This is a genomic window from Burkholderia latens (assembly GCF_902499045.1).
GTDB lineage: Bacteria > Pseudomonadota > Gammaproteobacteria > Burkholderiales > Burkholderiaceae > Burkholderia > Burkholderia latens.
In genome coordinates, this window is the sequence record NZ_CABVPL010000021.1 from 49,349 (window position 1) to 72,631 (window position 23,283).

Here is a 23,283-nt window from a genome sequence, read left to right on the forward strand (position 1 = left end):
GCACAGGCACCCCGACCACTGTTCCAAACGAGACCGACATAGCCATGTTCGAACACATCGACGCGTACCCGGGCGATCCGATCCTGACGCTCAACGAGAACTTCCAGAAAGATCCGCGCGATCGGAAGGTCAACCTGAGCATCGGCATCTATTTCGATGCCGAAGGCCGGATTCCGGTGATGGACGCCGTGCGCGAAGCCGAAACCGCGTTGCAGCGCGATCTCGGTCCGAAGCCGTATCTGCCGATGGTCGGCCTCGCCGCGTATCGCGATGCCGTGCAGGCGCTCGTGTTCGGCGCCGATCATCCGGCGCGCGCGGCCGGCCGCATCGCGACCGTGCAGACGCTCGGCGGCTCCGGCGCGCTGAAGGTCGGCGCGGATTTCCTGAAGCGCTACTTTCCGGACGCACAGGTGTGGCTGAGCGACCCGAGCTGGGAAAATCACCGCTTCATCTTCGAGCGCGCGGGCTTCACGGTGAACACGTATCCGTACTACGACGAAGCGACGGGCGGCCTGAAGTTCGACGCGATGCTCGCGGCGATCGACGCGCTGCCCGCACGCAGCGTCGTGCTGCTTCACGCGTGCTGCCATAACCCGACCGGCGTCGATCTCGACGAAGGGCAGTGGGAGAAGCTGATCGACGTGATCGACGCGCACGGGTTGCTGCCGTTCGTCGACATGGCGTACCAGGGCTTCGGCGCGGGCCTCGACGCGGACGCGTTCGCGGTGCGTGAGCTGGCTCGCCGCGGCGTGCCGGCGCTCGTCGCGAACTCGTTCTCGAAGAACTTCTCGCTGTACGGCGAGCGCGTCGGCGGGCTGAGCGTCGTCTGCGAGGATGCGGCGGCTGCCGAGCGCGTGCTGGGCCAGCTGGCCGGCGCGGTGCGCTCGAACTACAGCAACCCGCAGACCTACGGCGCGAAGGTCGTCGCGACCGTGCTCAACACGCCCGCGCTGCGCAAGCAATGGGAAGAAGAGCTCGCCGCGATGTGCCGCCGCATCGCGCGCATGCGCCAGTCGATCCACGACGGCCTGCGCGACCACGTCGGCGGCGAGGCACTCGCGCGCTACGTGAAGCAGCGCGGGATGTTCACGTACACGGGCCTGACCGAATCGCAGGTCGACGCGCTGCGCGAAGTGCACGGCGTGTATATCCTGCGTTCGGGCCGCATGTGCGTCGCGGGCCTGAACGATTCGAACGTCGGCATCGTCGCGGACGCGATCGGCAAGGTGCTGAAGAGCGGCGTCTGACCGGAGCGCCTGCAGGCGCTCCGGCGCCGTCGCCGACACCGGCTGTCTTCCACGCGGAGGCAGCCGGTTTTTTTTGCGCGCCGGCGGCGCGGCGTTACGATATGACGGATCGAACGCATCGCATTCACGATGAAGGAGCGGCATGGCAATTCGGATCGTACGGCTCGGCACGCCGCGCACGGCAGGCGAGGGCGTGAGGATCGGCACGGTGCGGCGGCCGCCGCGCGGCGTCCCCAAGGCTGAATTCGCGACGCGCAACTACTATGATGTATGGTTGCCGACGCTGTCGCCGAGCGCCGAGCTCGTCGCGCAAGCGCAGGCTGCTGAAACCGACGCTGAATGGCGCGCGTTCGCGCGCCGCTTCCGTACGGAGATGGCGCAGGGCGACGCGCCGAAGGTGCTCGATCTGCTCGCCGCGCTGTCGGCGACGAGCGCGTTCTCGATCGGCTGCTATTGCGACGACGAACGCCGCTGCCATCGCAGCGTGCTGCGCGAGTTGCTGGCGGAGCGCGGTGCGGCGATCGACGCCGGCGCGAGCTGAGCGCCAGCCGGGCCATGCGATGACGCGCCGCAACGTGCGGCGCAGCGAGCCCGTTGACGTGGGTCAAGCGTGCGGCGGCGCCGGCCGCTATGCTGATGTGATGGATATCACGTGTCCCGACGATGGCAGGCGAACAGATGCAGATTGTCTTTCCACCGGAACCGCCCGAATATTGCGCACGCGATCTGGTCGTCGCGTTTTCGGCGCTGGTCGACGGCCGCTGCGTGCAGTGCGCGGTCACGGCCGAAGCGCTGGAAGACCATTTCGGCGCGCCGTCGCTGCTCGAACGCGACTTGCTGGATGCGTTCGAAGCGCATCGGCCGGCGATCGAGGCGATGGCACGACGAATGCTCGATGAAATCGGCGGCCGGCCGGTGCTGCTGCACAGCGGTCATTTCCGGATCGGCGTCTGATACCGCAGGAGGGCGCATGACACTGCAAGGCACGCTTCATGAACGCGACTGGTCGGTCGAAATCGAGACGCGGCCGTGCGGATCCGGCGAGTTCCGCTGTCGCGTGTCGGTCGAGCACGGCTCGGGGCCCGCGCGTTTTCATCATACGTTCGAGCACAGTCACGCGTACGCGACCGAGCACGAGGCGGCGATCGAAGGGCTGCGCGCCGGGATGACGTGGATCGAAATGAAGGCATCGCAGACGTTCAGCGTATGAGCGGCTTCACGCCGGCGGATGCGGGGCGCACGGCTGCATCCAGCGCCGCGCGGCGCGATACGCATGATGCGCGGTTCCGCCGCGCACGGAACCGACACACACTGGAACAGGTAACGCGGTCGACGGCGTGCGGCCCCATCAGGAGAAACGACATGGGCGTGGGCATGCAGATCGTCTGCGTCGGATTCGCGGGTTCCGCCGCGCTCGAAGCGGAAGCGGGCGCGCAGCTGGTGCGGCTCGAACGATTCCGCGCGCGGCTCGACGATTGCCGTCTGGAGATCGAATCGCGGCCGACCGCCGACGGCGGCCGCGCATACGACGTGCGGCTCGAGCTGCTGACGAACGATCGTGCGCCGGTATCGCTGTCATCCAGCACCAGCGGCGACGTGAACGACGCGATCCGCCGCGCGTTCGCGCAGGCCGAGGCGGCGCTGTCCGCGTGGCAGGCGGGGGAGCCCGGCGCGGCGGGGTTGCGGGCGGTCACGCGGTAACGCGTGCCGCGCGGTGCGTCAGACCTGCGCGAGCGCGTGCGCGTCGATGATCCGCACGCGCTTGCCGCGCGTTTCGACGAGCGCGTCCCGATGAAACCGCGAGAACATCCGGCTGACCGTCTCGAGCTTCATGCCGAGATAGCAGCCGATTTCCTCGCGCGTCATCCGCAGGTTGAATTCCGATGCCGAATAGCCGCGCGCCTCGAAGCGCGACGACAGGTTCAGCAGAAAATGCGCGACGCGCTGCTCGGCCGACATCGTTCCGAGCAGCAGCATCTGGCTCGATTCGCGGACGATCTCGCTGCTCAGCATCTGATAGAGAAAATGCTGCATCGGCTTCATTTCGCGGCATGCGGCCTCGAGCGCGCCGAACGGGATGATGCACACGACGCTGTCCTCGAGCGCGATCGCGTCGCAGCAGTGCTGGCCGCCGCCGATCCCGTCCATCCCGAGCGTTTCGCCGGCGATCTGGAAGCCGGTCACGTGCTCGCGGCCGTCGCGATGCATCATCACCGTCTTGAACGACCCCGCGCGCACCGCGTAGATGCTGTGGAACGGATCGTCGGTGCGGAACAGCGCGTCGCCCTGACGAACGTGCCGGGTCGAGCAGATGATCGCGTCGAGCCGGCCGTAGTCGTCGGCGGTGAGATCCGGCGGCAGGCACATCGAGCGCATCGCGCAGCCCGAGCAGCGCGCGACCTGATGTTTGGCGACGTCGGTGCGTGCAACCTCATGAAGCGGAATCGCGGGCCGACGCGCGACGGGCACGGCGCAGGCGGTGGCGGTAGACATGAATCACTCCGGCTCGGTCAGGGGTGGTGCGCGCGAGCGCGTACCAGGGATTCGATGACGCGGCATGCAGCGTCGAATTCGGCGGTCTTGTCGAAGAAATGATCGGCGCCCGCTGCCGCACATGCCTCTCTGAATGCCGGCGCCGAGTGGTTCGTCAACACGATCGTGACGACCCGCGGCGCGGCCTTCGACAACATGCCGATCAGGTCGAGACCGCTGCCGTCCGCGAGCCGCAGGTCGGCGATCACCACGTCCGCGCCGCTGCCGACGATCTGCATCCACGCGTCCTCGCCGTCTTCCGCTTCGCCGACCACCACGACACCGCGAATCGCGCCGACGAGCAGCGCGATCCGTTGCCGGACGGCGACGGCGTGATCGACGAGAAACACCCGGAGCGCGGCGTCGGGTGGCAGGCTGGCATTCATGCGGCCAGTATCGTGTTGCGCCGCCAAAAATGAAATCGGCCGAATTGGAAGTTCGTGTAGGCCGCTTCGACGCGTTGTAGGGCGTTTCCTACAACGCGTACGGAAAACCGGCGGCGCCGTGCGCGGGCCGCGGCGGCGCATGGGCGGCGCGCAAGCAGTTGCCGGGGGCCGCCGCCGTCGTCGCCGAATCAGCCGCGCTGGCGCGCGTCCAGCGCATCGCGCGCCGCGCGGCACGCGGCGAGATCCCATGCGGCGCAGCCGACGGTCTTGAACAGCAGCGGGCCGCGGCGCTCGAAGCGGCCTGCCAGCACGTCGGCCAGCGACGCGACCTGCCGCCAGTCGACCTGCGCGACGATCAGATCGCCGGCCTCGTGGCGCGCGCCGGCCGGATCGTCGACGACGAGCCGGCTGTGGCGCACGGTGTCGGCGCCGATCTCGGCCGCATCGGCGGTGAACGCGCCGACACCCACCACCAGGCGGCCTTCGCGCGCCGCTTCGCGATAGACCGGCGTGCGGCTCGTCGTCAGCGTGACGACGACGTCGATCGCGTCGGGAATCGCGTCACCGTCGAGCGGCGCGAGCTGCGGCGCCTGCGCGCGGTGTGCGGCGCAGAACGCCGCCGCATTGCCGGCGCGCGAGCCGCGTACGTGCAGGCGCGCATCCGGAAAGATCGCCGCGAGCGCTTCCGCATGATTGGCCGCCTGCTTGCCGGTGCCGATCAGCAGGATGTCGCGGGGCGCGGCGCCGTGCAGCGCCTGGATCCCGAGCGCGGTGACGGCCGCCGTGCGGCGCCCGGTGACGGTCGGGCCGTCGAGCACGAAGCGCATTTCGCCCGTCGTCGCGTCGTACGCGCTGACCTGGCCGAGGATCGTGGGCAGGCCGCGTGCGCCGTTGCCCGGGCAGACGTTCACGAGCTTGTGGCTCGCAAGGTCGCGCGCACTCGACGGCATCGATAGCATCACGCCGCCCGCCTGCAGCGGCACGACGAGCCGTTCGGGGCTGCCGATTTCGCCGGCCGCGTATTCGGCGACGGTGTGCGTCAGCGTGGCGAGCAGCGCCGGGTAGTCGAGCAGCGCAGCCGTTTCGGCAGCGTCGAAGGCGGGAATCCGGGTGAGTGCGGTCATCGTGTCGGTCGGTCGTGTCGTGGAGCGCGGGGCGGCGCGCGCATCGCGCGCTCGCCGCGGAAGCCGCCGGTCAGCGCGACGGCACGCATGGTGGATCGAATCTATACCAGTTTCCCGCTGTCCCGCAATCCGGGAAATCGGGCGGATCGCCGATTTTGGTTCTAATATCCGTCCACACGGGCCGTCGGCTGTACCGGTGCCGATGCGGCTCCGATATAGTGCGAACCCGTTCCCGAACCACCGTCCCGACCGGGCAGGAGTCCCAGACGATGTCCATACGTCCCGAATCGCTCGAAGCCGGTTTCCGGCCGCTGCAGATCTACGAACAGGTCGCCGAGAAGATCCGCGACGAGATCCGCGCGGGCCGCTATCCGGCCGACTCGCGGCTGCCGTCGGAGCGCGAGCTCGCGGCGCTGTTCCAGGTCGGCCGGCCCGCCGTGCGCGAGGCGCTCGGCGCGTTGCAGAACGAAGGGCTCGTGTTCACCAAGCGCAATTCGGGCACCTACGTCGTATCGGCGCCGCTCGACGTGCTCGCGCAACGGGGCGACGCGCGCGACACGCCGGATGCGGACTTCAGCCCGACGTCGACGCTCGACGTGCGGCTCATCCTCGAGCCCGCGATCGCGCGGCTCGCGGCGTCGCACGGCCGCGCCGATCCCGTCGCCGAGCGCTACCTCGCGCAAATGGAGACCATCACCGACATCGACGATCCGCAGCAGCGCGCGCTGTGGAACGAGAGCGATCGGCTGTTCCACCGGCAGCTCGCGCTGATGACCGGCGATGCGCTGATCGTGAAGATCGCGGACGAAGTCGCGAAGACGATGGATCAGCCGCTGTGGAAGCGGCTGAAGGACGACGGCATCTACGACGCGGGCCGGATCCGGCTCTACGTGTCCGAGCACCGGCTGATCTACGAGGCGGTCGTGTCCGGCGACGCCGACGCGGCCGCGTTCTACGTCGAGCAGCACATTCGGCGCGTGCGGCGCGACATCGCGCCGAAGTGACGCCGAATCCGCTGGGCTTCGACAGGCTGGTTCGAGAATCGACCAGCCTCACCGCAAACATTTTGAAATTGCTTGCGTAGCAACCACGCGTGTCCTACATTGGTTTCGCATAAAACCAATCAGGAGACGCCATGCGACACCTCATGACCGCGCTCTCGGTGGCCATAGCCGCCGGCGCGCTGACTTCCGCGCACGCGCAGGAAGTCGTGATGATCGGCCATTCGGCGCCGCTGACCGGCCCGCAGGCCGCGAACGGCAAGGACAACGAGAACGGCGCGCGCCTCGCCGTCGACGAGCTGAACAAGGCCGGCGTGAAGGTCGCCGGCAAGACGGTCACGTTCAAGCTCGTGTCCGAGGACGACCAGGCCGACCCGAAGGCGGGCGTGCAGGTCGCGCAGAACCTGGTCGACAAGGGTGTCGTTGCGGTGCTCGGGCCGTACAACTCCGGCGTCGCGATTCCGGCGTCGCGCGTGTACGCGAATGCCGGCGTGCCGATGCTGCCGGTCGCGTCGAACCCGGCGCTCACGCGCCAGGGCTTCAAGAACATCTTCCGGATCGGCGCGAGCGACGAACAGCTCGGCGGCACGATGGCCACGTTCGCGGCGAAGACGTTGAACGCGAAAACCGCCGCCGTGATCGACGATCGCACCGCGTACGGGCAGGGCGTCGCCGAGCAGTTCATGAACGTCGCGAAGGCGAACGGGATCCGGATCGTCGATCAGGAGTACACGAACTCGTCGGCCACCGACTTCCTCGGCATTCTCACCAAGATCAAGGCCGGCAACCCGGACGTGATCTTCCTCGGCGGCTATGCGGCGCAGGGCGCCCCGATGGCGAAGCAGATGAAGCAGCGCGGCTTGCGCGCGAAGCTGCTCGGCGGCGACGGCATCTGTTCGGCCGACATGGGCAAGGTCGCGGGCGAGGCCGCGTCCATCGTCTATTGCGCGCAGGGCGGCGTCGCGCTCGAGAAGACGCCGGCCGGCCGCGAATTCCTGAAGAAGTATCACGACACGTATCACACCGATACGCAGGTCTACGGCGTCAATTACTACGACGGCATGAAGCTGCTCGCCGACGCGATGGTCAAGGCCGGCACGACCACCGACAAGGCGAAGCTGATCGCGCAGCTCGCGAAATCGAACTACGCGGGTGTCGCGGGCACCTATTCGTTCGACGAACGCGGCGACCTGAAGGGCGCGCCGACCACCGTCTACGTGATCCGCAACGGGCTGCCGGTGCCGTACGCGAAGTAATCGTCACCGGACGGCGCGCGGGCGCTGTCCTTCGTCTTCACGCTTTCGATCCTCGATGAAAATTTCCCGATCCCTTTCCACCGTCGAAGTCCATACCGGCGGTGAAGCGTTCCGCATCGTCACGAGCGGGCTGCCGCGCCTGCCCGGCGACACGATCGTCCAGCGCCGCGCGTGGCTCAAAGAGAACGCCGACGAGATCCGCCGCGCGCTGATGTTCGAACCGCGCGGCCACGCCGACATGTACGGCGGCTACCTGACCGAGCCGGTGTCGCCGAACGCGGATTTCGGCGTGATCTTCGTGCACAACGAAGGCTACAGCGACCATTGCGGGCACGGCGTGATCGCGTTGTCGACGGCCGCGGTCGAGCTCGGCTGGGTGCAGCGCACGATGCCGGAGACGCGCGTGGGCATCGACGCGCCGTGCGGCTTCATCGAGGCATTCGTCAAATGGGACGGCGAGCACGCGGGCCCGGTGCGCTTCGTCAACGTGCCGTCGTTCATCTGGCGGCGCGACGTGTCGGTCGATACGCCGTCGTTCGGCGCCGTGACCGGCGACATCGCATACGGCGGCGCGTTCTATTTCTACGTCGACGGCGCGCCGTTCGGCCTGCCGGTGCGCGAGGCGGCGGTGGAGCAGCTGATCCGCTTCGGCGCGGAAGTGAAGGCCGCTGCGAACGCGAAGTTTCCGGTCGTGCATCCGGAGATTCCGGAAATCAACCATATCTACGGCACGATCATCGCGAACGCGCCGCGCCACCCGGGCTCGACGCAGGCGAACTGCTGCGTGTTCGCGGATCGCGAGGTCGACCGCTCGCCGACCGGCTCCGGCACCGGCGGCCGCGTCGCGCAGCTGTACCAGCGCGGGCTGCTCGCGGCCGGCGACACGCTCGTCAACGAGTCGATCGTCGGCACGGTATTCAAAGGGCGCGTGCTGCGCGAAACGACGGTCGGCGGCATCCCGGCCGTGATCCCGGAAGTGGAGGGCAGCGCGCACATCTGCGGATTCGCGAACTGGATCGTCGACGAGCGCGATCCGCTGACCTACGGTTTCCTCGTGCGCTGAACAGCGGCGCGCGATACGCAGTCGTACCCGGTCTGGCGCGTCGTCCCGTTGCGGGCGCGCGCCTTTTTTGCCGTCAACCCGCGCGATCCGGCGCGATTCGCGTCGGCGGGGGGCGCGCGCCAGCCGGTGAGCGACGCGACTTTTGGTACGATGCAGCCTTTCCAGCAGATCCCCCACCCGCGTGAATCGCCGAAACGTGTCGTCAGTGCGTGACCTTTGTGCCAGCTGGGTCGCGCGCGCCCAACCCGTCGCGGCCGCTGCCGCCGTGTCCATCAAGCGTGTGCTGGCCGCTGGCTGGCACCATGTCCGCCATCCGACGCGCCGCGGCGTGCTGCGCGCCGCCGTCGCCGTGCCGGCGCTGTTCCTGCTTTACGTGCTGGCGCTGATTCCGTTCACGCCGGGCATCGGCGACATCCGCAAGGCGCGCGTCGACCAGCCCGCGCAAGTGCTGTCCGCCGACGGCAAGCTGCTCGCGGAATTCAAGCCGTCGAATCGCGAATGGGTGCCGCTCAAGCAGATTTCGCCGCACATGGTCGATGCGCTGATCGCGACCGAGGACCATCGCTTCTACGAGCATCACGGGCTCGACTGGAAGCGCACGGCGTCGGCCGCGCTCCATACGTTCTCGGGCGACCGCCAGGGCGGCTCGACGATCACGCAGCAGCTCGCGCGCAACCTGTATCCGGACGAGATCGGCCGTGCGCCGACGCTCACCCGCAAGCTGAAGGAGGCGATCACCGCGCTGAAGATCGAGGCTGTGTACAGCAAGGACCAGATCCTCGAGACCTACCTGAACACGGTGCCGTTCCTGTACAACGCGTACGGCGTCGAGATGGCCGCGCGCACCTATTTCGACAAGTCGGCCGACGAGCTCGACGTGCTCGACAGCGCGACGCTCGTCGGGATGCTGAAGGGCAACAGCTACTACAACCCGGTGCTGAACCCGGAGCGCGCACTGCAGCGGCGCAACACCGTGCTCGGCCAGATGGTGAAGTACGGCAAGCTGTCGCCCGCGCAGTTCGCGCAACTGCAGCGCCGGCCGCTGCGCGTGGACTTCGAGCGCCAGAAGGAGCCGCCGGGGCCCGCGCCGCATTTCGCGCAGCAACTGCGCAAATGGCTGATCGGCTGGGCCGACCGCAACGACTACAACATCTATTCGGACGGGCTGATCGTGCGCACCACGATCGATGCGCGGCTGCAGCGGATCGCGACGCAGGCGCTGACGCAGCAGGCGAACCAGTTGCAGGCAATCGCGAACAACGCATGGAGCGGCCGCGACGGCTGCGGCACCGACAACGAGGTATTCCGCACGTTCATGCGCGAATCGCCCGAGTACAAGGCCGCGCTGGATGCCGGCAAGAACGACGCGGCGGCGATGAAGCAGCTCGCTGCCGATCGCGGCTTCATGCGCGCGCTATGCAAGGCGAAGACCGACGTGCAGGCCGGCTTCGTCGCGATCGATCCGCGCGACGGGCAGATCCGCGCGTGGGTCGGCAGCCGCGATTTCACGAGCGAGCCGTTCGATCACGTCGCGCAGGCGCGGCGCCAGCCGGGATCGACGTTCAAGCCGTTCGTCTATGGCGTCGCGTTCGCGAACGGGATGAAGCCCGAAGACACGTTCATCGACCAGGCAGTCGAGATTCCGCTGAAGGGCGGCGAGATCTGGCGGCCGAACGACGACGTGCCGCCCACCGGCAAGCCGATGACGCTGCGCGACGCGGTCGCGCTGTCGCGCAACCGGATCACCGCGCAGGTGATGGAGAAGGTCGGCCCGTCTGCCGTCGCGCGGCTTGCCCGCGACATGGGCGTGCGCGAAAGTCCGCTCGAGCGCGTGCCGTCGCTCGCGCTCGGCACGAGCCCCGTGACGCTGAAGGAAATGGTCGCGTCGTACGCGACGATCGCGAACGGCGGACTGTACGTCGCACCGCAGATGGTCACGCGCATCGAGAACCGTCACGGCGACGTGCTCGCCGAATACGCGCCGGCGCCGCCGGAGCGCGCGCTCGATGCGGAAACCGACAAGACGCTGCTCGACGTGATGCGCGACGTCGTGACGCGCGGCACCGGCAGCAGCATCCGCACGCGCTTCGGCGTGCGCGGCGACGTCGCCGGCAAGACCGGCACCACGCAGGACAACGCGGACGGCTGGTTCATTCTGATGCAGCCGGGGCTCGTCGCCGGCGCGTGGGTCGGCTTCGACGACGGCCGCGTGACCCTGCGCAGCGACTACTGGGGCCAAGGCGCGCACAGTGCGCTGCCGATCGTCGGCGACTTCTTCCAGCGCGCGCAGCGTGCACGGATCGTCGATGCCAAGCTGAAATTCGATACCGAGCCGTCGCCCGGCTGGTTCGCGTCGGTGCGCGATCGCGTGACGGACCTGTTCGACGGATGGTTCGGGTCCGAGCCGAAGAAGACGCCGACGCCGGTCAGGACGCAGCGGATCGAGCCGGAGCCGGAGTCGGCGGCGGACGAAAGTGCGGCGTCGGCTGCCTCCGCGGCATCGGCGCCCGACGCTGCGTCCGGCGGCATCGTCGAGGAATGGATTCCGGCATCGGAAGTGGCCGCGTCGGCCGCTGCGTTGTCGGCGGGCGCATCGCAGCCGCAGCCCGGACAGCCGCCGGCAGCGGGCGGCAGCGCGGCGAGCCCGGCCAACGCGGGGAGCGGGAGCGTCGGCTCCGCACCGGCCGCCGCGCCTTCGCCGGCACCTGCGCCGGTTTCGCCCGACGCGGCCAGCAGTACCCAGTAACGGACCGTTCGGATTTCGCGCGAGGCTGCCGTCATACCGTTGTCACGACCGCTCGCGCGGCCACTCCGATGCGGCTTACCCACGATCATGTCGTGCTCGCGCGCGATGACGTCAGCGCCGGCGTTCCGCTCGGCTTCGATCTCGGCGATGCGGGCGGCGCCGCGTGGCGGTTGCCCGCGAATAATTGCGGCCACTTATTGGGTACGGACGTGGCGATAATCATCTGATGATTCACCCGAATGCACGGCAATTGTACGGATTCGATCAACAGTGAATTTGCGATTTAAGTATTTACCCTGATAGCGGTGCCGCCTAGACTTCCACTCATGCGCAACGACTACCGAGTCGAAAGCGCCTGACAAGACAATCTGGAGGTAACGCATCATGAAGTCGCTGATCAACGCAGTTGCACTGGCCGCTCTGGTGGCCGCCCCGGTCGTGTCGTTTGCGCAGTCGAACCAGCAGCCGCTGACGCGCGCGCAAGTTCGCGCCGAACTGGTCCAGCTCGAAAAGGCCGGCTACAACCCGAACGACTGGATGAACTATCCGGAAAACATCCAGGCCGCCCAGGCGAAGATCGCCGCGGCACAGAACACCGGCGCGCAAGCCGACGCAACGGGCTACGGCTCGAACCCGGTCGCGGCATCGCAGTCCGGTCAGCGCGTGGCCGTGCCGGCCGTGGCCGATCGCTCGTCGGTCTACTTCGGCCACTGAGCGGTGCGCCGCGCGGCCTGCGGGCCGCTACGCGAGGCCGCACCGGAAAGCCCGCACTCGTATGTCGAGTGCGGGCTTTCGTGCATCTGCGGCAAGCATCGCACCGGCTGACAATCGGCCGCGCGTGCGCTAGCATCGCGGTCGGCATCGCCGCGCGCCGAGGCGCGGCGGCCAACCCGGCACCACCGTTCCACGACTTCAACGAAAACAAACAGGAGCATCCATGCGTGTCTCGACCGGCCTGCTGTGCGCGCTCGCGCTGACGGCGAACCTTGCTCACGCGCAGGCGAATTGCGCGAACGCGACGGACCAGGCGACGCTGACCGCGTGTGCCGATCGCGCGTACAAGAAATCCGACGCGGAGCTGAACCGCACCTACCAGGCCGTCACCGCGCGCCTGCGCGACGCGAAGCCGCTCGCCGAGAAACTCGTGAATGCGCAGCGCGCATGGATCGCGTACCGCGATGCCGAATGCAACTTCTCCAGCGCGAACGCCGAGGGCGGCAGCATATATCCGATGGTCGTGTCGACCTGCCTCGACGATCTGACCAAGACGCGCAACGAGACGCTGAGGGGGTATCTGTCCTGCGAGGAAGGCGATCTCGCGTGCCCGGTGCCGGCCAAATAACGCAACTGGCGCGTCGCCGCGCCCAGCCGGGCGCGCGGCCGGCGCGATCCGCGCGGGTCGCCGGCCGGATCGCGTACACGTCGTCCGTTACACGTCGTCCGTTTCGTCGAGCAGCTTGTGCCGCAGCGCGTAGCGGACCAGCGCCGCTTCGTGCGGCATCTGCATCTTTTCCAGGATCCGGGTCTTGTACGTGCTGACCGTCTTCGCGCTCACGCAGAGCGCCTGCGCGATCTCGGTCAGCGTCTGGCCGGCGGCGATCCGGCGGAACACGTCGAATTCACGATCGGACAGCCGCTGATGCGGCAGCGTCTCGGCCGGCTCGTTCAGGCTCTGCGCGAACTGCTCGGCCATCGCGAGGCTGACGTAGACGCCGCCCGTCGCGACCTTCGTCACGGCACCGACCAGTTCGGCACTCGCGCTTTCCTTCGTCAGATAGCCGGACGCGCCGGCGCGGAACGCGCGCACCGCGTATTGCTGTTCCGCGTGCATCGTCAGCACGAGCACGCGCAACGCGGGTTTCTCGTCCTTGATCTGCTTGATCAGCTCGACGCCGTTGCGGCCCGGCATCGACAGATCGAGCACCAGCACCTGCGCGGGCGTCGATCGAACGAGCGCGATCGTCGACGGGCCGTCGCATGCTTCGCCCGCCACCTCGAATCCTGTGGCGTTCTGGAGAATGTGCCGCAGACCGTCGCGCACGAGCGTATGGTCATCGGCGATGAGCACCTTGATCATGTGAGGGTGGTTTCCTGTTGAACGGAGGCGAGCGGGAATGCGACGGTGATCGAGAAGCCGCGCGCGAGCGCCGTGTCGATGGTCACGCTGCCGCCCAGCATGTGGGCGCGTTCGCGAATGCCGATCAGGCCGAACGATTTGTCCTCGTGCGCGGTGCCGCCCGGTGCCGCGCCGCGGCCGTTGTCCGCGACGCGCAGCACGCAGAAGCCGTCCTCGATGTCGAGCCGCAACGCGACGCGTGTCGCATCCGCATGGCGCGCGACGTTCGTCAGCGCTTCCTGGACGATCCGGAACAGCGTGGTCGCGCCCGCGCTCGTGAACGTGAGGCCGCCCGTTTCGATGTGCCGCTCGACGTCGATGCCGTAGCGGTTCGTGAAGTCGTTCGCGAGCCACTCGATCGCGGGCACGAGCCCCAGGTCGTCGAGCATCACGGGGCGCAGGTCGGCGGCGATGCGGCGCACCGACGCGACCGTCGCGTCGATCAGCCGGCGCATGCCGCGCAGGTGCGACAGCAGGCTGTCGTCCGGCTGCGTATCGGCCCGCGCGCGCAGTTGCTGCTCGACCACCGACAGGTCCATCTTCAGCGCGGTGAGCTGCTGGCCGAGGTCGTCGTGCAGTTCGCGTGCGATCCGCGTCTTCTCTTCCTCGCGCACGTTCTGCAGGTTCGCCGACAGTTCCCGCAGTTCCTCGCGCGACTGCTTCAGCGCATTCTCCGCGCGCTGCCGCTCGGTGATGTCGCGCAGCATCACCGTATAGAGCTTGCCGGACGCATCGCGGATCTGCGAGATCGACGCCTCGATCGGGAATTCCTCGCCGTTGCCGCGCAGCCCGAACAGCACGCGCTGGCGGCCCATCTGCCGCTCGGACACGCCCGTCACGCCGAACTGGTCGACGTGCTTCGCGTGCGCGGCACGAAACCGCTCGGGGATGAAGCGCGACAACGGCGCGCCGATCGCCTCCATCGCCGACACGCCGAACACCTGTTCGGCCATCGGGTTGAAGATCACGATCGTCTGCTTCTCGTCGATCGTGATGATCGCTTCCATCGACGAACGGATGATGCCCATCATCCGCGCTTCGTTCAGGATGCCGCGGCTGCTGGCGCCGGTATCGGCGCCGCCCGCGCGCCCGCGCAGCAGCGCATGGACGAGCGCCGCGAACGCGAACGACGCGATCAGGCCCGCGGCGAGCACGGTGCCCGCCGCGCGCTGCGCGCCGGTCGCGCTCGGCCGGCCGTCCGCGGAATAGGCGAGCGTCAGCACCGTGCCGCCGAAATTCAGCCGCTCGGTGCGCCGCAGCAGGTCGGGCGATGCGGATGCCTCGTCGGTCGTCGTCTCGGCGCTCGCGATCGGCCGAGGATCGTCGCCGGCGCTCAGCCGCAGGTCCAGCCCGCGTTCCGCATCGAGCGCGCGCTCGACCACGCGGCCGGGGTTTATTTCGGCGAACAGCACGCCGTCGGCGGCGGAGTCACGCGCGCGGGCCGGCGTGACGGCCGTGCGCGACGCCGCGGCCGCGGGCAGGAACAGCGTGAGCGTGCGCGCGTCGCGGGACGTGTCGTTGTCCGCCGGATGGATGCCGAGCGCGACATCGCCGGTTCCCAGCGCGCGCGCGAGCGGCGCGCGATCCTGCGCGCCGAAGTGCACGCCGGGCGAGCTGGACGCCGGCGCGGCAAGCGCCGCGACCGCGAGCGGACCGGCCGGCAACGGCGCGTGGCCGGCGAGCGCAGCGCGCGCTGCCGGCGACAACGGCGCATAGCCGATTTGCCGGACCGGCGAGCGTCCGCTGTCGAGATCGAGCGTGTCCGCATAGCGGCGCCATTGTTCGGGCGTCATCTGCGGCGCGAGCGCGAATGCGCCGCGCGCGCCTTCGAGGACGGCGACGCCGGCTTGCAGCTCATGGCGCAGCATCGCCGTCACGTGCGTCGTGCGACGCTCGAAGCGTGTATGGACGGCGGCTTGCCATTGTTCGCGCACCAGCAGCGCGACGCAGAGCGACAGGGCCGCGCCGGCAAACAGCGCGACGACGCCGGCCGCGAGCGGCTGGCGTAACATGATCTGGAAGCGCGTGGGCCCTCGGGCGGCACGCGACGGGGTTCCACTAGCGGTCATTCGGTGGCCATTCTGGTGGCGGGGCCGCCCATTGCACCGGGCAGCGCGGCAAAACCGGGGAAAACTCGCACCGGCCGCGTGCGACGTCTGTTTTCAAGACGAAATTGTGCGCGTTTTACACGTTTTTTGTAATAGGGTCAGTAAAAAATGCGCTGGTAGGGCGGAGCAGCGGGCGTCCCGGCCGCGATTGACGCGTGTCAACCCGCGCAGCGGCGCCCGAGGCAGACTGTTCGGCAGGCGAGCCGGCATCGGGCCGGCCCGCGGTGACGGGTACGCCGCCGCGCGCGTGCGCGACGGGTGCCCGGTCGGAGGGCAGACATGTACAAGCGGATTTTCGTCGGGCTCGACGGCAGCCCGAGCGCGCGTCTCGCGCTGAACGAGGCGATCCGGATCGCGGCGGCATCGGGCGGCGAGGTCACGTGCGCGTATGTCGTCGAACACAGGCCGCAACTCGTCGACGTCGATGCGGGTTTCCCGGCCGAACGCGACGGCGACGTGGCCGCCGTCGACGCCGCGACGCCGGTGCTCGACTACGCGAAATCGGTGCTCGAACTGCAGCACGTGCCGGGCACCGTGCGCGCGCTCGACGCGTATGGCGAGGACGTCGCGGCGGTATTGATGCGCACCGCGGCCGAAGCCGACGCCGATCTGATCGTGATGGGGACGAGCGGGCGGCACGGCCTGCGCCGGCTGCTGCTCGGCAGCGTCGCGGAATCGCTGCTGCGCGCGGCCGACCGGCCGGTATTGCTGGTGCGGCACGACGAGCCGGTTGCGGCGGCAAAGGCGCGCTGACGACGGCGCGTCGCGGCGGGGCCCACAGTGCGTCGCCCACCCGCTTCGCGTCGGCGGCATGCGCGGTGGTGCGTCGCGCATGGGGCTCCCCATGCAGCACAGCGCCGCATCGCGACCGCGTGATCACGCGCGGCCGGTTGCATCGCGGCCCGCACTTCTGGCAGCATCGGCGGGTGTCCGCTTCATCGTCGCGCGCCGCGTTCGTTGCGCGCGGTTCCGCCGCCGCGCGCATGGCCGCGGCGAGCGACGCAGCGGCACGCGACGGCGGCCGATCGCTTGCCCGATCGGCGTGGCCATACGCCGCGTGCCCGGCTTCCCCCTTTACCGACGTCATTCGCCATGCCGATCTCCGCCGCCGACCTGATTCGCCAGTTCGATTTGCAGCCGCATCCCGAAGGCGGTTACTTCCGGGAAACGTACCGTGCGACCGATTCGGTCGTGCGTCCTGCCGACGGGGCGCCGCGCGCGGCGTCCACCGCGATCTACTACCTGTTGTGCGACGGCGCGTATTCGTCGTGGCACCGGATCCGCTCCGACGAAGTCTGGCATTTCTACGCGGGCGATCCGCTCGAAGTGTGGGTGCTCGACGAACACGACGGGCTGACGATTCACCGGCTCGGCAACCCGCTCACGCACCCCGGCACGGTGTTCCAGGCGGTCGTGCCGGCCGGACGCTGGTTCGGCGCACGGTGCGCGTCGGCCGAACACGTCGCGCTCGTCGGCTGCACGGTCGCGCCGGGGTTCGAGTTTGCCGAATTCGAGCTCGCGGACCCGACGGCCCTGGCCGCCGTCTTCCCCGAGTACGCCGAATACGTCGCGGGCCTCGCGCAACGCGGCGACGCGTAGGCGCGCCGAGGCGCCCGTTCCGCGCGGCCCCGGCCAAACCCGTTTAGAATGCAGCGTGGTGCAGGATCGGCGCGGACGTGCCGCGGCGATCGCTGCCAGCCGTATCGGCGGCGCCCCCGTCGCACGGTCCGCATGTCTTCCAGGAGCGCCGCCGTGTGGCACTTTCCCATTGCGATTCCCTCGTCGCTCGGCCCGTGGGCCGTGTTCGCGAGCGTACTGATCACGCAGCTCGGCGTGCCGGTGCCGGCCGTGCCGATGCTGATTCTCGGCGGTACGATGGCGGCGATGGGGCAGGCGTCCTGGGCGAGCATGTTCGCGGCGGCGATCGGCGCGACGATGCTCGCCGATTCGCTGTGGTTCTTCATGGGCCGCACGCGCGGCCGGCGTCTGCTGAACGCGCTCGTGCGTTTCTCGCTGTCGCTCGACACCACGCTGCGCTTCGCGCGCAACGTTTTCGAAAGATACGGCGCGCCGCTGCTCGTCCTTTCCAAGTTCCTGCCGGGTCTCGGGCTCGTGTCGGCGCCGCTGCTCGGCACCACCGCGATCGGCGTCGGCGTGTTCCTGTTCTGGGATCTGGCCGGCGCGTCGTTGTGGGCCGCGGTCTGGCTCGTCGGCGGCGCGGCCGTGCATGACCAGATCGTTCAGTTCGTGCTGTGGGTGCGTTCGAGCGGAGGCACGATCCTCGACGCGTTCCTCGCGATCTTCATCACGTTCCTGCTGTACCGCTGGGTGCGCCGCGTGCAGTTCCGGCGCTACCTCGCGCAGGTGCGCATCTCGCCGCCGCAGCTCGTCGAGATGATGACGTCGAACGAGCCGCCGCTGATCTTCGATGCGCGGCCGCGCGCGATCCGCGAGCGCGAGCCGTACCGGATCGCCGGGGCGGTGCCGGTCGATCTCGATTCGCCGGATCTGCTCGATCCCGAGCTGCTGAAGCGGCCGATCGTCGTGTATTGCGTGTGCCCGAACGAGGCAACCGCGAAGCGGCTCATCGCGAAGATGCAGCGCAAGAAGATGCTTCACAACATCAAGGCGCTGAAGGGCGGCCTCGATGCGTGGGAGAAGCACGGTTATCCGGTCGAGCCGATGCCGGCCGATCTGGATTCGTCGCGGTATTTCGTGCGGCCCGAGCATGCGGCGCTGGGCGGCGAATATACGGTGAGGGCGACGTTGTCGAAATAAGTCGTGCGCGGAATGCCGTGTGCGCACCCGCATCGACCGCGCCGTAAGCGAGCCACGCGCGGGCGGCCGCGCTGCACAGCGCGCGCCGAACATACGCGCGCCGCATGGCGCAGCCCGCCCCGCGTTTGATCCCGATCATGCACGCGCCGGCAGGACGTCATATGCTGTCTGAATCGCTTGTCCGCGCTTCGCGTGGTCATCCGCCGATTCCCGCGCCCGCGCTCGCCGTCGGGTCGCGCGTGCCACATCCCCGCGAAGCCCCGGTCGTCGTCCGCGACGACGCGTCAACAACGAGGCCTTCGCCATGCAGCCCGCACCAACCATCCCTGAACTCGCGCGGATCGCGCTGGCCGTCGACCTGACGCCGGAGTCGCTGTCCGCCGCCCGCTACACGCGCACGCTGCTGCGTCCCGGCATGCCCGTGCGTATCGTCTGTGCGATCGACAACCCGCGCCTCGTACTGCCCGACATTCCGCGCATCGACGCGCTGCTGACCTCGGTGCGCGACGACATGACGCGCGAAGCGCAGGCGACGCTCGCGCGTGCCGCCGAGCTGTTCGCCGGCAGCGGCGCGGAAATCAAGCAGGCGGTCATCGATACGTCGGTCACGGGCGGCACGGTGGCCGGCGCGCTCGCGAACGATACGTCGGCATGGCATGCCGACGTGCTCGTGGTCGGCGCCAATCCGCACCACGGCCTGCTGCGGCTCGTCGAGGGCGCGATGTCCGACACGCTGGCCGCACGCGCACGCTGTGCGCTGCTGATCGTGCCTGCCGGCTATGAGCGGCCGTCGGAAGGGCCGCTGCAGCGCCTGATGTTCGCGGTCGACGGCAGCGAGCCGTCGCTGCACGCGGTACGCGCGGGGCTCGGTTTCGCGGCGCCGATGACGCTGCTGTACGCGGCCTACGTCGTCGATCGCGCGGTTCGTCTGACGGATATCGTGCCGGTGCGAGCGCTCGAGGATGCGTATCGCGCGGAGGGCGAAGATGCGCTCGCGCGCGTCGGTCCGCTGCTCCATGCGACCGGGAATCCGACCAAACGTGGAATCGTCGAAACCCGTCCGACCAGCGACGACGTCGCGCATGCGCTGATGCGGGAAGCCGTGCACTGGCACGCGGAGTTGCTGGTGGTAGGCACGCACGGCCGGCGCGGCATCGCCGCCTGGCTGATCGGCAGCGTCGCGCGCCGGGTCGCGCATCTCGCGGAGGTGCCGGTGCTCCTCGTGCGCGGCGCCGAGTGAAGCGCGCAACGCGCGCGGACGATGTGAGCGAACTTGGGTTGACCTGCATCAGAAACGTCGAGCCCATCACGTGAGACAGTCGCGCAACGCGCCGGTGCGGCTAATCGGCAGGCGTCCGAATGCGTGGCGACGGTTCAGCGCCGTGGCGGTCCATTCGTCTTCTGAAGACGGGCCGCGCATCGCGTCGTTCGCGAATCGCTCGACGAACTCTCTGGCACGAGGGTAGGCAGCCGGCGGCTGCCTTGGACAACGGACGGGGTGATCTCACCCCGTCCGCTTTCCTGGCCCCATGCAAAGCATGTTCCTCACAAGTACTTTTCGCGCCGATGTCGCCGCGTTGAACGGCGCGGCGCGATCGGTATGGTTGACGACATCCGCGGTGCCGTCGCGAGCCGGGCGCGCAGCGGTCTCTGCCGAATTGGCGTTGCCGCATGACGCGGCTCCGTGCCGCGCCGGCCGCATGACGCGCTTCTACGCGGAGCCGAGCGCGCGAACATCGGAGCGGCAGTGTGCGCCTCGGCACGCTCGAACGCGCCGACGTACGCCGCGCAGGCGTGCGCGTCCGCCTGGCGCGCGATTGCGCAGTCGCGGCCAGCCGGGGCGGGTCTTGCGGCGCGGCGTCGACACGACGGGCGCGTCGGCGCCGGCACGCGCGCAGAGCGCGGCGGCGAACCGCTGCAGCGCGCGTACCGACCCCGCGACGCTCTGGTATTTCTCGCGGCCGATCTGTCCGTCGAGCGTGACGAGCAGACCCGATTCGCGCGCGAGCGCGAGCAACGCGTCGAGATCGTCGGACGGGCGGATAGCGGCCGGCGCCGCGGAAGCGGACGGTGCGCGGGTGCGCCGCTGTCCGTCCCGGGCCGGGAAGTTGCGATGTGCCATGATTGGTCTCCTGCGCCGGACCCCGCGCGCCGGCTCGATGGCCGGCTGAGCGATGACCGGGTATGAACGCATCGTTCATGACATCAGTATCGGCCGCGAAGACGGCGCTGCCAATCGGCGCACGCTGAAGTCGCTGTCAGGCATTGCGTGCCGGCTATCGGAATCCGCTGACACGCCGAACCGATGCCCGGCCGCCGCGCGATGCGGCGCGCCGCGATCCGGCGCATTGGAACGGATGAAAACCGGCAGCGTGCTTGACTCGGGATTTCGGCAGGTCTAAGTTCCCCAACTGCATCGGCGCCGCGCGACGTTGAATCGTCAGCGCGAGCGGCGGTGCCGCGCGTCGGGGCGGCGCGGTAAATCCTTCCAGTCGTTCGCGGCCATGCGCGCCGCGGATTCTGCGCACGTGCCGGTCCGGCGACGGATCGGCGCGGCGGCACGCAACGTGCCGTTGATCGTGCGCAAGCACGCGCCGGCGCATCGCACGCCAGGCGGCGATCCAGATCCTAATCTTCCGTAACGTCCATTTTCCTTTCGTTCCTCGACCGTCAGGAGCCCGTCGATGTCCCAGGACAATCTGCTTGAATCGTTGAAGGCCGTCGCCGAACAGCGCGCGATCGGCGCCGACCAGTTGCGTACGATGCTCGACGACGAGGTGCGCGCGTTGTCGTCCGATGCACGCGTGCACGACTACATCCACGTGTTCGCGATCCGGCACCTGCGCGAACGGATGCGCGCGCAGGACGAACTCGAGCGCGATACATCGCGCGGCACGCAGCACGACGACGAACAGGATGCCGGCCCGCGTCAGCATCGCTGACGCTCGGTCGCCGCACGCGAGCGTGCTGGCAATCCGCTTGCGATCGGGCGCGCCTTTCGTCATACGTTTCATCGAATTGTCACGACGGCCTCAAGTCGGCCGCGCGAATGCCGTTTACCCGGTGAATTCGTCCACCGCGCGTTCGCGCTCCCTTACCGAGTCGTTGCCATGTTCTCGTCCATCCGCACCCGCATTCTTGCCGCGTGCGTCGCCATCGTCGTATTCGCGCTCGTCGCCACCACGCTGATCAATTACTTCATCGCGCGCTCGTACAACGACGACGCGATCGACCGCAACCTGACATCGGTCGCGGGCGGTCACGTGGTCGGCATCGGCGACTGGGTCGCGACCAAGAGCCGGATGATCGCGTCGCTGCAGGATGCCGCGCTGTCGCCCGATCCGCTGCCGGTCTTCAAGCAGATGGCGGCGGCCGGCGGCTTCACGAACGTGTACGCGGGCTACGCGGACAAGGCGTTCCATTTCTCCGACCCGACCGGCATTCCGCCCGACTACGACCCGACGGGCCGCCCGTGGTACAAGCAGGCCGCGCAGGCCGGCAAGCCGGTCGTCACGCCGCCGTATGTCGACGCGGGCACCGGCAACCTGGTCGTCACGTTCGCGGTGCCGATCCTGCGCGACGGCGCGCTGAAGGGCGTCGTCGCGGCCGACGTCGCGATGGACAGCGTGATCGCGAACGTGAAGACGATCCACCCGACGCCCGCGAGCTTCGGGATGCTGATCGACAGCAACGGGCACGTCGTCGCGCATCCGGACGCGAAGCTCACGCTGAAACCGGTCGCCGACGTGTCGCCGGACCTCGGCGGGATGAGCGCCGCGTCGCTGGCCGCGGCCACCGCGCCGGTCGAAGTGCACGTCGGCGGCGACGCGAAGCTGGTGCGTGCGCAGGCCGTGCCGGGCACCGACTGGTACGCGCTGGTGCTGCTCGACAAATCCGAAGCGACGGCCGGCATGCGGTCGCTGCTGACGGCTTCGCTGATCACGCTGGTGGTGATCGTCGGCGTCGCGTCGCTGATCGTCGGCGCGATCACCACGACCGCGTTCCGCCGTCTGTCGCAGGTGCGTCAGGCGATGGCGTCGATCGGCTCGGGCACGGGCGATCTGACGCAGCGCCTGCCGGCCGAAGGCCGCGACGAGGTGGCCGACATCGCGCGCTCGTTCAACAGCTTCGTCGACAAGCTGAACGACGTGATGCGCCAGATTCGCGACGCGAGCGAATCGGTGCGCACGGCTGCGAACGAAATCGCCGCGGGCAACCAGGACCTGTCGTCGCGCACCGAATCGGCGGCGGCGAGCCTGGAGGAAACGGCCGCGTCGATGGAAGAAATCACCGCGACGGTCGGCCAGTCGGCGGCCGCCGCGGGCCAGGCCGACGAGCGCGCGGCCGCCGCGTCGCGGATCGCGTCGCACGGCGGCGTGGTCGTGTCGGACGTGGTGTCGACGATGGAGAAGATCGAGGAAGCGTCGGGCCGGATCGGCGACATCATCGGCGTGATCGACGGGATCGCGTTCCAGACCAACATCCTCGCGCTGAACGCGGCGGTGGAAGCCGCGCGTGCCGGCGAGCAGGGCCGCGGTTTCGCGGTGGTCGCGCAGGAAGTGCGCAGTCTCGCGCAACGCAGCGCGCAGGCCGCGCGCGAGGTGAAGGTGCTGGTCGAATCGACGGTCGCGAGCGTATCGGCCGGGTCGGGGCAGGTGCGTCAGGCCGGCGAGACGATGCGCGAGATCGTCGCGAACGTCGCGAACGTGACGACGATCATCTCCGAGATCACGCATGCGGCGAACGAGCAGACGCGCGGCATTCAGGAAGTGAATCGCGCGGTCACGCAGCTTGACGAAATGGTGCAGCAGAACGCGGCGCTCGTCGAACAATCGACCGCAGCCGCGACCGCGCTGCAGACGCAGGCGAACGCGCTCGCGACGACGGTCGGGCAGTTCAAGGTCGCATGACCTGCGAAGCACCTCG

General features: G+C 68.9%; 25 protein-coding genes. 19 read left to right on the top strand and 6 right to left on the bottom strand.

Going from position 1 to position 23,283, the window contains the following annotated elements; translation table 11 throughout:
* Positions 1-44: 44 nt before the first annotated feature.
* From BSE24067_RS16340 to BSE24067_RS16360, 5 genes are all read left to right on the top strand, one after another.
* The gene (locus BSE24067_RS16340) at positions 45-1,247 is read left to right on the top strand and encodes an amino acid aminotransferase (RefSeq protein ID WP_151064589.1); all 1,203 of its coding nucleotides are present in this window, start codon (positions 45-47) and stop codon (positions 1,245-1,247) included.
* Between the two features lie 142 nt (positions 1,248-1,389).
* Complete coding sequence (locus BSE24067_RS16345) at positions 1,390-1,788, top strand: DUF488 domain-containing protein (RefSeq protein ID WP_151064590.1); 399 nt, start codon at positions 1,390-1,392, stop codon at positions 1,786-1,788.
* A 122-nt stretch (positions 1,789-1,910) separates the two neighbouring features.
* Positions 1,911-2,201 carry a DUF1488 family protein gene (locus BSE24067_RS16350; protein ID WP_151064591.1) on the top strand — a complete coding sequence of 97 codons (291 nt, stop codon included), beginning with the start codon at positions 1,911-1,913 and terminating at the stop codon, positions 2,199-2,201.
* 16 nt (positions 2,202-2,217) lie between these two features.
* Positions 2,218-2,457: a UDP-glucose 4-epimerase gene (locus BSE24067_RS16355; RefSeq protein ID WP_151064592.1), complete on the top strand. Its 240-nt coding sequence runs from the start codon at positions 2,218-2,220 to the stop codon at positions 2,455-2,457.
* Positions 2,458-2,609: 152 nt separating this feature from the next.
* Positions 2,610-2,948, top strand: coding sequence for a metal ABC transporter ATPase (locus tag BSE24067_RS16360; RefSeq protein WP_151064593.1), 339 nt, complete (start codon positions 2,610-2,612; stop codon positions 2,946-2,948).
* Positions 2,949-2,966: 18 nt separating this feature from the next.
* On the opposite strand, the gene BSE24067_RS16365 is transcribed toward BSE24067_RS16360, so the two are convergent.
* The 3 genes from BSE24067_RS16365 to lhpI form a co-directional block, all read right to left on the bottom strand.
* Positions 2,967-3,740 (bottom strand): helix-turn-helix domain-containing protein, encoded by a 774-nt coding sequence (locus BSE24067_RS16365; RefSeq protein ID WP_151064594.1) that lies wholly within the window; start codon positions 3,738-3,740, stop codon positions 2,967-2,969.
* 17 nt (positions 3,741-3,757) lie between these two features.
* Positions 3,758-4,165, bottom strand: a complete 408-nt coding sequence (locus BSE24067_RS16370) for a response regulator (RefSeq protein ID WP_151064595.1) — start codon at positions 4,163-4,165, stop codon at positions 3,758-3,760.
* A gap of 188 nt (positions 4,166-4,353) precedes the next feature.
* Entirely contained in the window at positions 4,354-5,289 is a 936-nt protein-coding gene (gene lhpI, locus BSE24067_RS16375) for a bifunctional Delta(1)-pyrroline-2-carboxylate/Delta(1)-piperideine-2-carboxylate reductase (protein ID WP_151064596.1), read from the bottom strand.
* A gap of 269 nt (positions 5,290-5,558) precedes the next feature.
* On the opposite strand from lhpI, the gene BSE24067_RS16380 reads away from it, so the two are divergent.
* The 7 genes from BSE24067_RS16380 (at position 5,559) to BSE24067_RS16405 (ending at position 12,697) form a co-directional block, all read left to right on the top strand.
* Positions 5,559-6,293, top strand: coding sequence for a FadR/GntR family transcriptional regulator (locus BSE24067_RS16380; protein ID WP_151064597.1), 735 nt, complete (start codon positions 5,559-5,561; stop codon positions 6,291-6,293).
* A 131-nt stretch (positions 6,294-6,424) separates the two neighbouring features.
* Positions 6,425-7,546, top strand: a complete 1,122-nt coding sequence (locus BSE24067_RS16385) for a branched-chain amino acid ABC transporter substrate-binding protein (RefSeq protein WP_151064598.1) — start codon at positions 6,425-6,427, stop codon at positions 7,544-7,546.
* A 55-nt stretch (positions 7,547-7,601) separates the two neighbouring features.
* A complete protein-coding gene (lhpH, locus tag BSE24067_RS16390) occupies positions 7,602-8,609 on the top strand; it encodes a trans-3-hydroxy-L-proline dehydratase (RefSeq protein WP_151064599.1) in 1,008 nt (335 codons plus the stop codon).
* Between the two features lie 196 nt (positions 8,610-8,805).
* Positions 8,806-11,355 carry a penicillin-binding protein 1A gene (locus BSE24067_RS16395; protein ID WP_151064600.1) on the top strand — a complete coding sequence of 850 codons (2,550 nt, stop codon included), beginning with the start codon at positions 8,806-8,808 and terminating at the stop codon, positions 11,353-11,355.
* 92 nt (positions 11,356-11,447) lie between these two features.
* Positions 11,448-11,582 (top strand): hypothetical protein, encoded by a 135-nt coding sequence (locus tag BSE24067_RS32800; protein WP_279612893.1) that lies wholly within the window; start codon positions 11,448-11,450, stop codon positions 11,580-11,582.
* 157 nt (positions 11,583-11,739) lie between these two features.
* Complete coding sequence (locus BSE24067_RS16400; RefSeq protein WP_151064601.1) at positions 11,740-12,069, top strand: DUF4148 domain-containing protein; 330 nt, start codon at positions 11,740-11,742, stop codon at positions 12,067-12,069.
* 223 nt (positions 12,070-12,292) lie between these two features.
* Positions 12,293-12,697, top strand: a complete 405-nt coding sequence (locus BSE24067_RS16405; protein WP_151064602.1) for a lysozyme inhibitor LprI family protein — start codon at positions 12,293-12,295, stop codon at positions 12,695-12,697.
* An 87-nt stretch (positions 12,698-12,784) separates the two neighbouring features.
* On the opposite strand, the gene BSE24067_RS16410 is transcribed toward BSE24067_RS16405, so the two are convergent.
* Together BSE24067_RS16410 and BSE24067_RS16415 are read right to left on the bottom strand one after the other, a co-directional pair.
* Positions 12,785-13,432 (bottom strand): response regulator, encoded by a 648-nt coding sequence (locus BSE24067_RS16410; RefSeq protein ID WP_151064603.1) that lies wholly within the window; start codon positions 13,430-13,432, stop codon positions 12,785-12,787.
* Positions 13,429-15,540 carry a PAS domain S-box protein gene (locus tag BSE24067_RS16415; RefSeq protein ID WP_174904797.1) on the bottom strand — a complete coding sequence of 704 codons (2,112 nt, stop codon included), beginning with the start codon at positions 15,538-15,540 and terminating at the stop codon, positions 13,429-13,431. Before BSE24067_RS16415 ends, BSE24067_RS16410 begins: the two co-directional genes overlap by 4 nt.
* Positions 15,541-15,858: 318 nt before the next feature.
* Between BSE24067_RS16415 and BSE24067_RS16420 the strand changes: the two genes are divergently transcribed.
* The 4 genes from BSE24067_RS16420 (at position 15,859) to BSE24067_RS16435 (ending at position 19,597) form a co-directional block, all read left to right on the top strand.
* Positions 15,859-16,332, top strand: coding sequence for a universal stress protein (locus BSE24067_RS16420; protein WP_151065980.1), 474 nt, complete (start codon positions 15,859-15,861; stop codon positions 16,330-16,332).
* Positions 16,333-16,671: 339 nt separating this feature from the next.
* Positions 16,672-17,178 (top strand): cupin domain-containing protein, encoded by a 507-nt coding sequence (locus BSE24067_RS16425; protein WP_151065981.1) that lies wholly within the window; start codon positions 16,672-16,674, stop codon positions 17,176-17,178.
* A gap of 153 nt (positions 17,179-17,331) precedes the next feature.
* Positions 17,332-18,357, top strand: coding sequence for a DedA family protein/thiosulfate sulfurtransferase GlpE (locus BSE24067_RS16430; RefSeq protein WP_151065982.1), 1,026 nt, complete (start codon positions 17,332-17,334; stop codon positions 18,355-18,357).
* A gap of 304 nt (positions 18,358-18,661) precedes the next feature.
* A complete protein-coding gene (locus tag BSE24067_RS16435) occupies positions 18,662-19,597 on the top strand; it encodes a universal stress protein (RefSeq protein WP_151065983.1) in 936 nt (311 codons plus the stop codon).
* Between the two features lie 471 nt (positions 19,598-20,068).
* On the opposite strand, the gene BSE24067_RS16440 is transcribed toward BSE24067_RS16435, so the two are convergent.
* Positions 20,069-20,479, bottom strand: a complete 411-nt coding sequence (locus BSE24067_RS16440) for a hypothetical protein (RefSeq protein WP_151065984.1) — start codon at positions 20,477-20,479, stop codon at positions 20,069-20,071.
* A gap of 52 nt (positions 20,480-20,531) precedes the next feature.
* On the opposite strand from BSE24067_RS16440, the gene BSE24067_RS16445 reads away from it, so the two are divergent.
* The 3 genes from BSE24067_RS16445 (at position 20,532) to BSE24067_RS16455 (ending at position 23,267) form a co-directional block, all read left to right on the top strand.
* Positions 20,532-20,759 carry a hypothetical protein gene (locus BSE24067_RS16445; RefSeq protein WP_151065985.1) on the top strand — a complete coding sequence of 76 codons (228 nt, stop codon included), beginning with the start codon at positions 20,532-20,534 and terminating at the stop codon, positions 20,757-20,759.
* A gap of 282 nt (positions 20,760-21,041) precedes the next feature.
* Entirely contained in the window at positions 21,042-21,299 is a 258-nt protein-coding gene (locus BSE24067_RS16450; RefSeq protein ID WP_151065986.1) for a DUF3562 domain-containing protein, read from the top strand.
* A 168-nt stretch (positions 21,300-21,467) separates the two neighbouring features.
* Positions 21,468-23,267, top strand: a complete 1,800-nt coding sequence (locus BSE24067_RS16455; RefSeq protein WP_151065987.1) for a methyl-accepting chemotaxis protein — start codon at positions 21,468-21,470, stop codon at positions 23,265-23,267.
* Positions 23,268-23,283: the final 16 nt, after the last annotated feature.